The sequence below is a fragment of the Streptomyces sp. NPDC101194 genome (assembly GCF_044767885.1).
Classification (GTDB): domain Bacteria; phylum Actinomycetota; class Actinomycetes; order Streptomycetales; family Streptomycetaceae; genus Streptomyces.
The window spans coordinates 219,504-234,648 of the sequence record NZ_JBIWOS010000013.1 but is presented as its reverse complement, the minus strand read 5'-3'; the positions used below and the strand labels follow the sequence as shown (position 1 = coordinate 234,648).

The following is a 15,145-nucleotide window of genomic DNA, read 5'->3' as shown; positions in this document are numbered from 1 at the left end:
CTCATATGGCCATGACCGCCCACCTCGTCCTGCGCAACGCCCGTATCCACACCGTCGACCCGGCGCTTCCCGAGGCGCAGGCGATGGCGGTGATCGACGGCCGCATCGCCTGGCTCGGTCCCGACGCGGACGCGCCGGGATGGACGGGGCCGGACACCCGGGTGATCGACGCAGGCGGGAAACTGGTCCTGCCCGGGTTCATCGACGCCCACAACCACGTCCGGCTCGGCTCGGACGACGCCTGCGTCCAGCTCTCCGGCGCCCGTACGCTCGACGAGGTCCACGCCCGCATCCGGGCCTGGCGTACGGCCCACCCCGACGCCGAGTGGATCGAGGCGGAGGCCTTCGACTACTCGGCCGTCCCGGACGGCCGGATGCCGACGGCCGCCGATCTCGACCCGGCCACGGGTGACGTCCCCGCCTTCGTGCTGAGCTACGACGTGCACACCGCCTGGGTCAACACCGCGGCCCTGCGCCGTCTCGGCATCGACCGCGACCACACCGATCTGCCCTTCGGCGAGGCCGCCACCGACCCGGCCACGGGGGAGCCCACCGGCTTCATCACGGACTTCGCCGTCAAGGGCCTCTCCCGCGACGGCCACCGTGCCCTTCGGGCACTCGGCCTGCCGTGGGCCTCGGCCGACCGGCAGTACGGGCGCCTCACCAAGTCCCTGGACGACGCCATCGGCTTCGGCATCACCACCGTGGTCGAACCCCAGAACTCGCTGGACGACCTGGCCCTCTTCACACGCGCACGGGCCGAGGGCCGGCTCAGGTCCCGGATCGTCGCGGCCCTCTTCCACCCGCGCGGTACCTCGGACTCCGATCTCGACGACTTCGCCGCCGCCGCCCGCCGGTACGCCGACGACCGGATACGGGTCGGACCGCTCAAGCTCTACATCGACGACGTCGTCGAGCCGCGTACCGCGGCCCTCCTCGAACCGTACGCGGGCTGCCGTCATCACAGCGGCGACACCTTCTACCCGCCCGAGGAGTTCGCGAGCCTGCTGGCGAAGCTCGACGCCCGTGGGTTCCAGTGCTTCGTCCACGCGACCGGCGACAGGGGGATCCGTACCGTTCTCGACGCCGTCGAGCACGCTCGCGCGGTCAACGGACCGAGGGACGCCCGCCACCAGATCGTCCACGTCGAGTGCCTCGACCCCGACGACACACCGCGCTTCGCCGCGCTCGGCGTGGTCGCGTGCATGCAGCCCCGCCACAGCGCCCCGGAGGTCGCGGGACCCGGCAAGGACTGGGCGGAGAACATCGGTGCCGGACGCTGGCACAAGGCATGGCCCCTGCGGAGCCTGCACACGGCGGGGGCCGTGCTCGCGCTCTCCAGCGACTGGAACGTGGCCGAGATGGACCCGATGATCGGGATCCACACGGCCGTCACGCGGCGGCCTCTCGGCGGTGGGGAGCCCTGGATGCCGCAGGAGACGATCAGCGTGGAGACCGCGGTCCACGGCTACACCATGGGCTCGGCATACGCCAACTTCCTCGAGAACGAACGTGGTTCGCTGACGGTCGGCAAGGCCGCCGACTTCGTGGTGCTCTCCCGCGACATCCTGCGCGCGGCGCCAAAGGACATCCCCGGCACCGTGGCGGAGACCGTCGTCGTCGCGGGCCTCGTGGAGCACGGCGGCTGAGCGCCGACCACGCCGGAACAGGGCCCGACGTGATCCGCGGTGCGGGGAGCGGCGGCGTGCACCGCCGGGATCGGACGCGGGACCGGACCGGTGCCGCGACATCGACGGCCCTCCACGGAGCCGGTCCTCATACGGCTCGCATCGCGTGGACCCGTCATGCCCCGGACGGCTCTCCGCTCGGAAGGTCTGAGCTCAGCGGCTCGCCGTCGCAGCGGCAGCCGCCAGGTCGCGATGGACGAGACGGGCCGCCCCCTCGACCGTGGCGACGCCGTAGTCCATGGTGCGGTTGCCGGTCGAGAGGACGACCATGCCGTAGTCGTGACCACTGCCGGTGAAGGCGCCCACGCTGTTCACCCGCCATCCGTCGGTGGCGCGCGGAAGCCAGCCGTTCTTGACGTGCACGGTCGCCGTGGCGGGCGATCCGGCGGGCACGCCCCACCTCTGGTTCGGGACGACCTGGTTCATCAGCCCGAGCGCGTAGCTGCGCGAGGAGGGCGCGAGCACCGTGTTCTCCGTCGTCGTCAGGAGCCGCATCAGCCGGAGCTGATCGCCCGCGGTGATCTGGGTGAGGCCCCAGCTTCGCCCGGTACCGGGAACGGTCCGGTCCATGTGGGCCAGCGCGAGGAACTTCTTGAAGCCGGCGGAACCGACCTGGTGCCAGAGGGCAGAGGTCGCGTCGTTGTCCGACTTGGTGATCATGGCGGTGGTCAGTTCCACCTCATGCGCGGTCAGCTTCCGCTGCGCCTCCTCGGCCTGCCGCAGCAGTGCGCCGAGCACCGAGACCTTGACCACGCTGGCGGAGTCGAAGTGCGTGTCGGCCTTGAACCCACAGGTGGTTCCACTGGCCCGGTCGTACAGGGCCAGCGACGACGTGCCCTCCCGCCCGTCCAGCGCACCGGCTATGTCGCGGGCCAACTGGGCGGCCAGGCCGGGCTTCTTCGAGGTGCAGACGACCTGCGCACCACCCGCCGGGGCGCTGACGGTGTGGGCCGAGGCCGGGGTCGCCACGGCGCACACGGTGAGCAGCGAGGTTGCGGCGAGGACAGTCGCCAGAGCGGGCCGCGAGCGGGTCATTGTGCGTGATCCATACATGAGGGCTGTGTCCTGTCTCGCGTGTGCCATGGGTCATGTCGCCGGACCCCGCGGTCGGCTGCGAGCCGGGCCACTGACGTGTCCGGTCACCACCGCTCGGCGACGTGGGCCGCGGCGGTCGCCCGCCGGTGCCTGTTCGGGCCGCGGAGAGTCACCGATGAACGGGAGACGGGGGGCGGTCAAACCGGATCGAATCCCAATTCATAGGACACGGTGACCATACGGGGCCGGGAGGTGAGAGCCCTCGATTTTTAGGGAGAAATGCCCGATGTGTCGGGTTTGTCGAAGTGTGATGTTCGCCAAATCCGTTCTGTCGCGGACTCCGTGATCCATTGCTGTGGGTGAGAGGGGGCGGCGGGCTCGGTCGGGGCGCCGCGGCGGACCGCACTCCGGGGCGGGCCGGGAGAGGGCGAGTGCGGCGCAACCGCCGGAGCGGCCGGAGGCGCCGGGCGTCCCGTCGGCGGTCACCCGGTCGTGTCGCGGCAGCGCACGCGTGGGCCGGGGCGTGCGGAGGAACTCCGACAGCCGTCCGGCCGCCGGAGTTCCTTCGCACGCCGACCCGGCTGCGCGCCGGACCGCGGCTCCTGCTATTGCTTTTCGGTCTCCGCGAGTTGGTACAGCGAGGGCACGGAGACCTTGATCGGCTCCTGCGTGGTCCGTGCGATCACGACGACCACGGGCTCGTTCGGGTCGGGGTTCTCCTCGCGATGCGGGACGAACGGGGGGACAAGCAGGAAGTCGCCGGGATCCGCGGTGATCCGTACCTCTTCCGTGCCGTCGTGGAAGACGAACACGGGGTGACCGCTGACCACGTAGATCCCCGCTTCCGACTCGCCGTGGTGGTGGTTGTCCGTCGCGCTCAGCGGCGGGTTCTCCACCCGGCCCATCCAGAGCTTCTTCGACCCGACCGTGCCGCCGCTGATCGCGGCGTAGCCGTCCAGCTCGCCGGATCGAACGTGGTGGACGCGGTTGCTCGGCGGTGCGTCGTCGCCGCGCCGTGCCGCCCCGGCGCCTTCGTGGGTGGTCATCGTCCCGCCTCCTGATGGTCTCGATGGTCTTCGGTCCGGCACCAGACTCTGACCGGAGCACATCGAGTGACAACAATCGTTGCCGTCATGGCAACGCGCGTTTCCGTGGCGAAGGCGTACCGCACGGGCAGTCGCCGGGGGCGGCGGACAGCGGGCCCGACTGCGCCTGCGGGCCCGGGAGTTCATCGACCGGGCGGTCGCAATGCCGTCAGCGTGACGCAGACGCGTACACGTCTCTCACGTTGTCCCTGGGCTTCGGCCTGCTCCGGCCGCACGGGCCCGCGGCGAACGCGTGCAGCAGATTCTCCGTGGCGCGGGTGACGAAGGCCCCCGTGCGGGCATCCATGCCGTGGTTGCGCCCGTTCTCCCGGGTGCCCGCCATCAGGGCCTCGACCCACCTCATCGTCCCCGAGGCGAAGACGCCCGCTCCGCTCGGGACGGTGTAGTAGGCGGAGTCGGCGTGGCTGTGTGTGCCCTTGCAGACGAGAGGGGAATGGGCGATCACTTCGAGCGGCGCCGGGGTGGGCCTTCCCGGAACGACCCGGTCGTACTCCACCCCGACCAGGTGATCGAAGGAGTCTCCTCGCTTCACGCCCGTTCTCTCGAAGATCCAGTGATCGCTCCCGTGGACGACGTACGGGGCGTCCACGGGATAGCCCTCGTAGAGGACACCGGTCAGAGAGGACTCCGGGGAGGCGCCGGGAGGCAGGCGGAAGTCGTTGGTCGGCATGTCCGCGTGGTCGGCGAGGTACGGATCGTCGCGGTAGTCGGTCTTGTAGCAGACGACGGTGCGGTCGGCTCCGGTGGCGTCCGGCTCCAGCCTGATCCGGCGGAAGCAGGCGTTGGCGCCGAGGAAGGCCACGTTGGTGCCCGCGTCTCGGGCGCGGGTGACATGGGCCCGCTGCTGGGGCGTCCAGTACTCGTCGTGCCCCAGCGAGAGAGCAGCGGCGGCGCCCTGCAGAATCCCGGGGTCACGGTGGACGTCCGTTCCCGTGGTGTAGGCGAGCGGGATGCCCAGCCTCTCCGCCAGGACCACCACCGCCCGTTCGTAGACCATGAACTTCTCCGCGCCGTTGCCGTCGTAGGGGCGGTCGAAATCCACGGCGAGCGACCGTGTGCCGTAGGCACCGTTCTCGCCCTGGTAAAGGCTGTAGCCGCCCCACACGTTGTACGCCTGCCATGTCGCCACGGCGTGCATCAGCACGGTTCTGCCCACCGCGCTCGCGGAGCGGACGATCAGTGGTACATAGCGCTGGTGGCCGTTGTCCGCGTCCAGCCGGAGCAGGTACGCACCCGCCGGCCAGCCGTCGGCGCGGACCCGGAGCGAACGCGGCCAGTCCGCGCGCACGGTCCGGGTGGCCGGGAGGATGCGGGGGCGGGGCTGGACGGACCCGGAGACCCGGTGCGAACGCCAGACCAGTCGTGCCTGGGCCCCGTCGTACCAGCCGACGCGGTAGGCCGAGACCCGGAACGCCGAGGCGGTGGTGGAGACATGCAGGCCGAACTCCTCACCCGGCAGCACGCTCACCGTGTCCGTATAGCCCTCGACCGCCTCGGGCGGACCCACCGAACGGACACGCCAGTCGGAATTCCCCGCCCGGGTCCGCTCCTCGTTCTCGGCGGTACGGGTCGCGCCCGGCGGGGCGGACCCGGTGTCGGTCCCCCCGCTCGCAGAGGAGTGGCAGCCGCCCGCCGCCATGCCGCCCGCCGCCGCGGCGGCGAGGAAGTGCCTGCGGTCCAGGCGGCCGGGGAGCCCGGGGCTCTGCGCCTCGTCATGCTTCATATCGCCCGCCCACCCGTCCCGCAGTGCCGTCACGGGTCATCGTCGCCCGCCACCTTCCCGGCGACGACCCGGGGCGGGCCGAATCGGGGACGGGCCGCGCCGTTCGAGTTCGTCCGGGGTTCACGTCGGCATGCCGACCGGACCCGTGCCGTGGGCCTGCGGCTTCCACGCTTCCCGGATGTTCCGGGCCCCGCCGGTCAGTGCCGGGGGCCGTTCCTGTCGCCTCGACGGATCCAATGCGCCCGGCGCTGGTAGCGGGCGACCGGAGGGGCAACCGGGGGAGCGGGCAGTGGTACGGACGTGTCGAGGGGTGCGGCCTCGCCGGCCGGGGCGGGGGTGTCGCTCGGTGGACGGAGCCCCTCCGCCGAATACCGTGTCGTCGCGATGCTCTCCACGAGCTGTGCCTCGGTGAAGTTCTCCGAGCCGGGCACATGGGGCACAAAGCCGATGAGCACTCCGTCGCCGACGATCTCCGCGTCGAGCCCCGAGGCCCCGTCGACGTCCCACAGGGCCTCGATTCCCTCGTCGAGGACGACACGGATCCCGAACTCGTAGACACCCGCCTCCACGAGATGGGCCATCACATTGCGGGCACGGAGCGCCGACACCAGACGGCCGGCACGTTCCGCATCCATACCGGGCGCACCTCCTTCGTGCTCGGAGACCGGTGGTCGGCCGCCGATCGCGTATCGACACCGCTCACACGCGGCAGGAGGCGGCGTCGATCGCCGTCGGTCGGAGCGCAACGCCCCTCCTGGGACGCTGCGCGGGGGAGCCGAACAGAGGACGTACGCCCCTGCCCGGCGAACCCGTGGCGGGCCGCCGGGATGCCGCTTCCGTCAGATGTCGTTGTCCTCCGCACGGCGCTCGCCCTCCGCCTGGGACGGCTGGGTGCGCATCGTGGCGGGGTGCCGCTCCTCGGCCGGATCCATGTCCTCTTCAAGCCTCTCGCCCTCGGCCTGGGACGGAGTCGGGTACATGTCGATCTCGCTCATGACCGCCTCCATGGGTCGGAACGTCTGCCCACAAAACGAGCCTAACGCGTCGTTCGGTGGACGGCCCGGGCTGTGCGCACCGTTCACACCGTGAGTGTGCGGATGCGTGTGGTGACACGCTCCCGGCGTGCGGTCCCCGGTGCCGGCAGTCCGCATGACCGGGGCGTCCCTGACGCCCGTCCTGGCAACAGGTCCAGGGGGCCTCGCCGGGAACGCCCGTGCACGGGGTGATGCCACGCCGAAGAGTGCCGCGGCGGCCCGGACCGTCATCGGCCGAGTCGTGCCCCGTCCTGGGGCGGTGCACTGTGGAGACGTGGGCCTCACTGAACGGTTTACGGATCTGCGAGAACCGTGGCGGCCGAGCCATGCGCTGCTGGCGATTCCCGTCGCGCTCATCGTCGTGATCACCCTGGTGGACATCTTCGCGCCGCAGGACATCCATCTGGGCCCCCTGCTGGTCATCGCACCGGCGCTCACCGCCTCGTTCGCCGGCCCGCTGGCGACCGGGTGCATCGGCGTCCTCGCGGTGGCGGCCCAGGCGTACATCGGGCAGCACATCGGCACGCTGTCCTCCCGGAACATACTGGTGCAGATCGCCGCCATCGCCCTGCTCTCGGTGCTGACCGTGCTTTTCGCGCTGATACGCGAGCGGCGCGGACGGCAGCTGGCGCGCGTGCGGTCGGTGGCCGAAGCCGCACAGCACGTCCTGCTGTGGCCGCTCCCGGACCGGATCGGCCCCTTGCGGGTCGCCTCGCTGTACCTGGCCGCGGAGGACGAGACCCTGATCGGCGGAGACCTGTACGCGGCCACCCGCGTCGAAGGCGGAACACGGGTCATGATCGGGGACGTGAGGGGCAAGGGCCTGGCCGCCATCGGAGAAGCCGCCCTCCTGCTCGGCGCCTTCCGCGAGGCCGCCCACCAGCACACCGGCCTGCCCGAACTCGCCGCCGCCCTGGAGCAGAGCGTCACTCGCTACCAGGCCGACTTCGACTCGGAGGACGAGCCGGGAGAGCCCTTCGTCACCGCCCTGTTGCTGGAGATCCCCGACGAGGACCACATCAGCCGCATGACGAGCTGCGGACACCCCGCGCCCCTGGTGCTCGGCCCGGGGCACTCCGTCACCGTGCCGCGTCTTCATCCCGCGCCCCCGCTGGGGGTCGGCAGCATGGTCCCGACGTCCTACACCCTCGACGCGTTCCCCTTCGAGGCGGGCGACACCCTCCTGCTCTACACCGACGGGGTCGTCGAAGCGCGTGACCGGGGCGGGGACTTCTACCCGTTCGAGGAGCGGGCCGCCCGATGGACGGAGAGTTCCCCGGAGGCGCTCCTGAACCATCTGCGACACGACCTCCTCGCCCACGTCGGCGGGCGTCTGGGCGACGACGCCGCTGTCATCGCGATCCACCGCGCAGCCGTCCCCGACATGGTTCACCGTCGTGGAAGGGTCGACCACTCCTTCTGAGGACTCGTGGTGGCGATGTGCGGTACGGGGTCACCCGCGTCGGCCTCCCCGGACGCCGGTCGCCCACGCTTCCTGTCCGTCCCGACCGTGCATCGTGTCCCTCGGGTCCGAGCGCAGCGATGCCGGGCGCGGCCGAGCCCCCGCCGCTCGGACGGGGGCTCGGGGCTGGGGTTGCTCGACCCTAGTCAGGGGGCTCCAGGGGCGCCGTGCGATCACGGACATCGCCCGTCTGCTTCTTGATCTCACCCTTCGCCTGGTCAAGTTTGCCTTCGGCCTGCTTGCGGCGGTCGCCGGTCATCTTGCCCATGGTTTCCTTGGCTTTGCCCTTGATCTTGTCCTTGCCGCTTCCATGAGCCATGAGGACTCCTCGGGTGGACGGCTCTTCCGTCTCTCCAAACTAGGACACCTCGGGCAAGGTCGCCTCGTGCGAGAGGTGGCGAGAGAGAGGATGCGCCTGCCGCATCGTCGAGTGCGAGGGCCGTGACGAGCGGGCGCGGACGGACACGGGTGCGCCGCCGCCCGCTCAGGGGCCGTACCTGCGCCGGTCGGTGCGGCGACGGGGTGAACCCCGCCGGGCCCGTCCGCAGGCGTAGTCTGGCCGTACGCCTGTGCACCGCGAGTGAGCGACGGAGGCGGCCCATGACCGACCCCTACGGCTTCCTCAAGACCCCGCGCCGTCCCGTTCCGGCACGCCCCGTCCAGGAACGGCTGAGCGACTGGAACGAGGTCTACGCGGGGCAGGCACGGCTGCCGCTCGTTTCCGCGCAGGCGGGGCGGTGCATGGACTGCGGCATCCCGTTCTGCCACAGCGGCTGCCCACTGGGAAACCTCATCCCCGAGTGGAACGCGTATGCGCGCAAGGGCGATTGGTGGGCTGCGGCCGAGCGGCTGCACGCGACGAACAACTTCCCGGAATTCACCGGGCGGCTGTGCCCGGCGCCGTGCGAGGACGCCTGTGTACTGACCATCAATGCCGACCCGGTGACGATCAAGAACGTCGAACAGGCGATCGCCGACCAGATCTGGGAACGCGGATACGCGGCGCCGCAGCCGCCCGAGCGGCTCAGCGGGAAGACCGTCGCGGTCATCGGTTCAGGACCCGCGGGGCTGGCGGCGGCCCAGCAACTCACCCGCGTCGGCCACGCCGTCGTCGTCTACGAGCGTGCCGACCGCATCGGCGGACTGCTGCGCTACGGCATTCCCGCGTTCAAGATGGAGAAGCGCCACCTGGACCGCCGAATCGAGCAGATGCGGGCGGAGGGTACCGAGTTCCGCACGGGTGTGGACGTCGGCGGCGATGTCGACGCCGCGGAACTCGCCGGGCGACACGACGCGGTCGTGATCGCCGTCGGAGCCACCGGGCAGCGGGAGCTGGCCGTCCCGGGGCGCGAGCTGCGCGGTATCCATCAGGCCATGGACTACCTGACCCTGGCCAACCGGGTAACGGAGGGCGACCGTGACGTGCCGACCGTCACCGCCGAGGGCCGGCACGTGGTGATCATCGGCGGCGGCGACACCGGTTCGGACTGTCTGGGCACCGTGCTGCGGCAGGGCGCGGCCTCCGCCGTGCAACTGGACATCAATCCTGAGCCCGGTGAAACCCGACGGAACACCGAGCCCTGGCCCGTGTATCCGAAGGTCTATCGGATATCCCATGCTCATGAGGAAGCCCGTGGGGGAGGAGGCACGGATCCGAGAGTCTTCTCGTCCGCCACCCTCAGTTTCGAAGGGGATCGTTCCGGTCATGTGCGCGCGCTGCGCCTGGCGGAGGTGGAGCCCGAGGACAGAAGGCCCCGGTTGGAGACGGAGCGGGTCATTCCGGCTGATCTGGTCCTGCTCGCCCTGGGCTTCTTCGGCCCCGAACGGGGCACCGGTCTGATGCGGCAGCTCGGGCTCGTGCTGGACGATCGGGGGAACTTCGCCCGCGACAGTGCCTTCGCGGCCGAGACGGCTGGTGCGGCAGGGTCGGCCGAGCGGACGGCCCGACCCGGGACGGGCGGGGTGTTCATCGCCGGTGACGCGGGCCGAGGGCAGTCCCTGGTGGTGTGGGCCATCGCGGAGGGGCGGTCCGTCGCGGCGGCGACGGACCGCTGTCTGAGCGGCTCCACGGTGCTCCCGGCGCCGATCGCCCCGTACGACCGGCCCATGATCGCCTGAGTGGCCGTTCCGCATGCGCCGCGCAGGCCGCTGCCCGCCGCCCCGATGCCGGTCGGCCACCAGTACCTCTCGTCCGGATCACGACCTGCGAAAGCTCAAGCGCCCTTGCGGCAGCGGGAGGTGACGGCGGCGCCGAGTTCCGCAGTGAGCGGGGTTTCGGTGGCAGTCAGGCCGAGGGCCGTGCAGAGACTGCCGCCGTACAGGTCGACGGTGGACTCGATCAGGTCCGCGAAGGTCGCCGCAGCGAGCCGGGCCCGATACCAGCCGGTGGCGTAGACGGCCACGGCGACGAGCGAGGCGGGCCACCACACGACACCCGCACACGCGTAGAGAACCGCCCAGCCCGCCAGCACCGCGGCGGCGTCGAGCGCCCCGGACGCGATGCGCAGTTCCGCGCGGACCTCGTCGGGCAGCACCAGCCAGAGCCGGGGCCAGCACACCGCGAGGTCCAACCGGTATTCGGCGAAGACCCTGACATCGGCGCCGGCGAGGCGGTCGCCCATCCAGGTCGGCCGTACCGGTGGGGCGAGGCTGATCCGGTTGCGGCTCCGGGCGAAGCCGGACGGGTCGCGGCCGGCTGCGACCGCCTCCTCCAGCCTCGCCTGGTGGTTGTGCCACTGCCGCGACCGCCTTTCCGACAGACGGCTCCTGGCCGCGGCGGCCCACCGGGGCCAGTCTCCCAGCCAGACGGCCCGGACCAGTCGGCCCAGCCCCTGCGCGGCCAGCCCGGCGGCACCCGCGCAGAGGAGGGCCGCCAGCCCGGTCAGCAGGACCGTGGCGGAGCCGTCGGCCTGGAGGCGGCGCGCCATGTCGGTTGCGGAATCGCTCAGTTGACCCGCCGAGAGGGCATCTCCCTGACCCAGGAGGAGTCCTGTCGACAGCGCCGCGACCAACAGCAGACCGGGGAGCACCAGGACGGAGAGCCAGCGCTCCGCCAGTCGTCGGCCGACCTCGACGAGGAGTCCCGTCACGCGGTCGGCCGCAGGCGCAGTGCGGTGCCGCGCACCGCGCAGACCTCGATCGGTGTCCCCGGCGGCCGGATCCAACTCCGGTCGCAGGCCTCGCCGGGGCATCCGTACACGTCGACGCCGAAGCGGAACTCGGTGGCCGCCGGGTGGACGATGCCCTCGGGGCCGCGTACCTCGGCCGACTCCGGAGCGTCCACACTCCGCATGAAGGCGGTGATGCCCTCGGTCCGGCCGACCGCAGCTGCGGCCACGATCGCGTCCAACCGCGCACCGAGACCGCGTTTCTCCGCTTCCTGGCGCAAGAAGGTCAAGTTCGCGCAGAGCCTGGCGACTTCGTGCCGATCTTCGCTCATGTCCGTGGATCCTAGTGGCTGACGCGAACTACAGTGAGCGGTATGCCATTGCCGTACGCCCGGTCCATTCCCGAAGCGCACCTGTACATGGAACTGCACCCGTGCGAGTGCGGCGAGAGCAGGAGCACCGGCTACACGCATACGTCGATCCAGACCGCTCAGGGGCTCGCGTCGGAGCACTCGTTCGGCTGCGCGGGATGCGGCAGGCAACGCCGGTTCGTGTTCCGGATGCCCGGACTGGCGCCCCGGCACGCAGACCGGTACGGCGGGCCGGATCCGTCGCAGATCATCGACGCCGGCGAATGGCGCATGATCTCCCTCGCGTACATGGGCGAACTGGGCCGCGTCCGCGCCCGGCCGGACCGGCTGCGCGAGGTGCTCGAGGAGGCACTGGCCGCATACCAGGAGCTGCTGAAGTTCATCCCGGCCGGCCAGGAGAGGGTGCCCGACTCGGCGTTCTTCACCGAACGCGGGCGGCGGATCAGGGAGGGCGAGCCGCCGATCTCCTTCTCCCGGCACTTCCTGGAAGCCATGGTCGACGGCGCCCGGCAGGACCTGGCGGCCGTCCGATGACGGACCCGGTGCTGGCGGGCCTTCGGGAACGGCTGGAGCGCTACCGCGGCACCGGGGACCAGGATGCCGTCCTCGCGTTCGACGTGGGCCTGGAGCTGGATGCCCTTCTCGGCCCGAACGAGGGCTTCGACATCGAGGCGGCACACGTGGGCGGGACCGTGCACTGGGCGCGCTACCGCGCCGGCAGCAGGTCCGACCGGGACCTCGCCGAGGCACTCAGACTGCTGGCACTGGTCGACGACCGTGCCGAGGGGTACGAGATCCCCGGTCCGGTCCGGCTGATCCTGGCCTGCCGCGATGGCCACTGACCGGACACGTGCCGCCTTCGACGCGGCGGTCGACGAACTGAGCCGCTCGTCCCTGCGGCTCGTCGACCCGACCCCGGCCCAGTGGCGGCGCGTCCTGCGCGAGAACACCGAAACCGAGGTCTTCCGGCAGCGGATCGCTCCCGTCTCGGGTCGATTCGATGCCTCCCGTGCGCCGTCCGGTGCTTGGGACCAGGACGACGTCGCCGTGCGGCTGCGCGAACTGGGCGGCGCCGTGCTGGGGCAGTGGGAGCGGACACGCGACCGGCGCGCCCTGCGCATCGCGGTCGCGCTCTGGCGTGATGTGGTCGCGCGGGCGTGGCTGACCGACATCGCGACGCCGATCTGCGACCTCGCGGCCAGGTTCCTGGACCGCTACCAGGAGACTGCGGCACTGCCCCTGCTGGACACGGCCGTCCGGCTCGGGCAGGACGCGGTGTTCGACCCGCTCGCGTTCCGGCAGTCCCAGCCGCGCCGGTTGCTCGTGCTGGCCGACGCGTTGCGCTGCCGGTACGAGTACACGGGCGACCGGGCCGCACTGGTCGAGTCCCTGGCGCGCTACCGCGAGGCGTCCTCCTCCGGCGGTACGACGCGGCCGGACGCGCTGGCCGGGATCGGTGCGATGGAGGCGCACCGGGACGTGCTGACGGGCCGCCCGGGCACCCCGCGTCCGGTCGAACTCCAAACGGTCGACGGGCCGTTGGCCCGTGCCGCCGCTCTCACCGAGCAGAGCGCGGCACAGCTCGACGGATTCCGGCGCACCGGCGACTCGCCGCGGCTCGACGAGGCGATCGACGCCCTGCGGTCCGCGCTGGAACTCACCCCGGCGGACCACCGGGACCGCCCGCTGCGACTGGCCCGGCTCGGCGCCGCGTTGCGGCAGGCGTTCCTGCGCCGCCCCCATGTGTCCACGCTGGACGAGGCGGTGGCACTCTGCCGGGCGGCGCTTGCCCTGCCGATCGACCGGCCCGGTGTGCGGGCCGAGGCGATGACCGGGCTGGCGCTCGCTCTGCGGGACCGGCACGGCGTCGAGGGCGGCACGCCCGAACATCTCGCCGAGGCAAGCCTGTTGGCAGCGGAACTGGACCACGCGTACCCGCCCGGACACCCCGATCGGGCCGCCGCGCTCGACGAACTGGCCGGTCCGTCAACCGATCCGGCAGGGCTCGCTCCGTCGCACGAAGGGCCCGGCCGAGCGGGTCGGCTGCTGGACCTGGCTGCTTCGCTTCCCCCTTCGGACGCACACCGGGCGGTGGCGGCGTACGCGGAGGCGGCCCGGATGCCCGGCGCGCCGCTGAGGGTTCGCGGACTGGCAAGCCAGCGCTGGGGCCGATCGGCGGCGGAACAAGGCGACTTCGCCGGAGCCGAGCAGGCGTTCCGGTTGACCGTCGACCTGTTGCCGGACCTGGTGTCGCGACTGGAGCAGCGGGACGACCAGGAGTATCAGCTGATGCCGTTCGGGGGCCTGGCCTCGGACGCGGCGGCCTGCCTGCTGAACCGCGGCGCGGATCCCGCCGAAGCCCTGGACCTGCTGGAACGCGGACGCTGCGTCCTCTTCTCGCACGCGCTGGGGGAGGCGCCCGAGCGGGTCGACGAGGTCGTGCGGTCCCAGGTCGCGGCCGCGGGCCCCGTCGTGGTGGTCAACGTCAGCCGGCTCGGCAGCCACGCCATCGCGCTCACGACCGCCGGAACAGAGGTGATTCCCCTGCCGGGCCTCACCCCGGAGGCGGTCGAGGACCGCCGTATCGCTCTGGACCTGGCCCAGGATCTGATTCGTTCCCCGACCGTCGAGCCGGATCTGCGGTGGGCCGCGAGTCGGTCCGTGACGCGTCTGCTGGGCTGGCTGTGGGACACGGTGACGGGTCCCGTGCTGGAGACGCTCGGCCTCGAACCGGGGCCCGATCCGCTGCCCAGGCTCTGGTGGCTGCCGACCGGGCAGTTGTCGCTGCTGCCGGTGCACGCGGCCGGACACCACACGGCGCGGGACGGGCGCACGGTGTTCGACCGGGTGGTCGGCTCCTGCACCCCCACGCTGCACCAGCTGCTGCGCGCCCGGCTCCGCGCCGCGCACCGGCCACCGGACCGGTCGCTCGTCGTCGCCATCGGGGACCTGCCCGACTACCGGCTGCCCGCCGCGGCAAGGGAGGCCGAGGTCGCCGGTGCGCGGCTGCCGGGGGCCCGGATGCTGCTGGACGGGGCGGCCGACCCCGACAGCGTGCGTGAGGAACTGGCCACGGCGGCCTGGGTCCACATCGCCTGCCACGCCACCACGGACATAGGCGAACCCTCGGCGAGCCGACTGGCGCTGGCCGGGGGAGCGCTGTCCGTCGTGGACATCGGACGGTTGCGCATTCCGGACGCCCACTTCGCCTATCTGTCCGCCTGCGGTACGGCGCGCGGCGGCGACGTGTTGTCCGACGAGGTCATCCACGTCTCGTCGGCGTTCCAGCTGGCCGGCTACTCGCATGTGATCGGCACCCTGTGGCCCATCGTCGACGACGTGGCCGCCCGGATCGCGGACGACGTCTACGCGGAACTGTCCGGCGGCGCGGATCCGGCGCGCCGGTTGCACGCGGCCGTCAGGGGCGTTCGTGACGAGTACGCCGGCAACAGTCCCTTGCTGTGGGCGTCGCACCAGCACATCGGCCCCTGACCGGACGGGGCCCTTCGCGCCGTGGGGGGGGGGGCGCCCCCCCCCCCCCCGGCCCCCCCCCCCGCCCCACGGCCCCCCCCCCCCCCGGGCCCCCCGCGGCAGAGGGTGGCCCCCCCCCCCGGGGGGC

General features: G+C 72.0%; 14 protein-coding genes. 6 read left to right on the top strand and 8 right to left on the bottom strand.

The features are described from left to right. Window positions 1–5: 5 nt before the first annotated feature. A complete protein-coding gene (locus ACIRP2_RS35310) occupies window positions 6–1,649 on the top strand; it encodes an amidohydrolase (RefSeq protein WP_404257626.1) in 1,644 nt (547 codons plus the stop codon). Between the two features lie 192 nt (window positions 1,650–1,841). Here the strand turns inward: ACIRP2_RS35310 and ACIRP2_RS35305 are convergent, their stop codons facing one another. From ACIRP2_RS35305 to ACIRP2_RS35285, 5 genes are all read right to left on the bottom strand, one after another. Beyond that, window positions 1,842–2,723: a serine hydrolase gene (locus ACIRP2_RS35305; protein WP_404257624.1), complete on the bottom strand. Its 882-nt coding sequence runs from the start codon at window positions 2,721–2,723 to the stop codon at window positions 1,842–1,844. 605 nt (window positions 2,724–3,328) lie between these two features. Beyond that, window positions 3,329–3,769: a cupin domain-containing protein gene (locus ACIRP2_RS35300; protein WP_404257622.1), complete on the bottom strand. Its 441-nt coding sequence runs from the start codon at window positions 3,767–3,769 to the stop codon at window positions 3,329–3,331. 208 nt (window positions 3,770–3,977) lie between these two features. Beyond that, entirely contained in the window at window positions 3,978–5,552 is a 1,575-nt protein-coding gene (locus tag ACIRP2_RS35295) for a N,N-dimethylformamidase beta subunit family domain-containing protein (protein WP_404257620.1), read from the bottom strand. A gap of 197 nt (window positions 5,553–5,749) precedes the next feature. Further along, window positions 5,750–6,187 carry a hypothetical protein gene (locus ACIRP2_RS35290; protein ID WP_404257618.1) on the bottom strand — a complete coding sequence of 146 codons (438 nt, stop codon included), beginning with the start codon at window positions 6,185–6,187 and terminating at the stop codon, window positions 5,750–5,752. A gap of 204 nt (window positions 6,188–6,391) precedes the next feature. Then, entirely contained in the window at window positions 6,392–6,547 is a 156-nt protein-coding gene (locus ACIRP2_RS35285; RefSeq protein ID WP_404257616.1) for a hypothetical protein, read from the bottom strand. A gap of 313 nt (window positions 6,548–6,860) precedes the next feature. On the opposite strand from ACIRP2_RS35285, the gene ACIRP2_RS35280 reads away from it, so the two are divergent. Further along, window positions 6,861–8,009: a PP2C family protein-serine/threonine phosphatase gene (locus ACIRP2_RS35280; protein ID WP_404257614.1), complete on the top strand. Its 1,149-nt coding sequence runs from the start codon at window positions 6,861–6,863 to the stop codon at window positions 8,007–8,009. 181 nt (window positions 8,010–8,190) lie between these two features. On the opposite strand, the gene ACIRP2_RS35275 is transcribed toward ACIRP2_RS35280, so the two are convergent. After that, a complete protein-coding gene (locus ACIRP2_RS35275; protein ID WP_404257612.1) occupies window positions 8,191–8,367 on the bottom strand; it encodes a CsbD family protein in 177 nt (58 codons plus the stop codon). Between the two features lie 281 nt (window positions 8,368–8,648). On the opposite strand from ACIRP2_RS35275, the gene ACIRP2_RS35270 reads away from it, so the two are divergent. Continuing rightward, the gene (locus ACIRP2_RS35270) at window positions 8,649–10,166 is read left to right on the top strand and encodes a glutamate synthase subunit beta (protein ID WP_404257610.1); all 1,518 of its coding nucleotides are present in this window, start codon (window positions 8,649–8,651) and stop codon (window positions 10,164–10,166) included. Between the two features lie 95 nt (window positions 10,167–10,261). Here ACIRP2_RS35270 and ACIRP2_RS35265 read toward each other — a convergent pair whose 3' ends face one another. Then, window positions 10,262–11,137 (bottom strand): hypothetical protein, encoded by an 876-nt coding sequence (locus ACIRP2_RS35265; RefSeq protein WP_404257608.1) that lies wholly within the window; start codon window positions 11,135–11,137, stop codon window positions 10,262–10,264. Continuing rightward, window positions 11,134–11,487: a hypothetical protein gene (locus tag ACIRP2_RS35260; protein ID WP_404257606.1), complete on the bottom strand. Its 354-nt coding sequence runs from the start codon at window positions 11,485–11,487 to the stop codon at window positions 11,134–11,136. Before ACIRP2_RS35260 ends, ACIRP2_RS35265 begins: the two co-directional genes overlap by 4 nt. A gap of 42 nt (window positions 11,488–11,529) precedes the next feature. On the opposite strand from ACIRP2_RS35260, the gene ACIRP2_RS35255 reads away from it, so the two are divergent. Genes ACIRP2_RS35255 through ACIRP2_RS35245 form a run of 3 tightly spaced genes read left to right on the top strand, consistent with a single transcriptional unit; the run spans window position 11,530 to window position 15,018 of the window. After that, window positions 11,530–12,060, top strand: coding sequence for a hypothetical protein (locus tag ACIRP2_RS35255; protein ID WP_404257604.1), 531 nt, complete (start codon window positions 11,530–11,532; stop codon window positions 12,058–12,060). Next, window positions 12,057–12,368, top strand: coding sequence for a hypothetical protein (locus tag ACIRP2_RS35250; RefSeq protein WP_404257602.1), 312 nt, complete (start codon window positions 12,057–12,059; stop codon window positions 12,366–12,368). Before ACIRP2_RS35255 ends, ACIRP2_RS35250 begins: the two co-directional genes overlap by 4 nt. Then, window positions 12,358–15,018: a CHAT domain-containing protein gene (locus tag ACIRP2_RS35245; RefSeq protein ID WP_404257600.1), complete on the top strand. Its 2,661-nt coding sequence runs from the start codon at window positions 12,358–12,360 to the stop codon at window positions 15,016–15,018. The genes ACIRP2_RS35250 and ACIRP2_RS35245 overlap by 11 nt, the downstream gene beginning before the upstream one ends. Window positions 15,019–15,145: the final 127 nt, after the last annotated feature.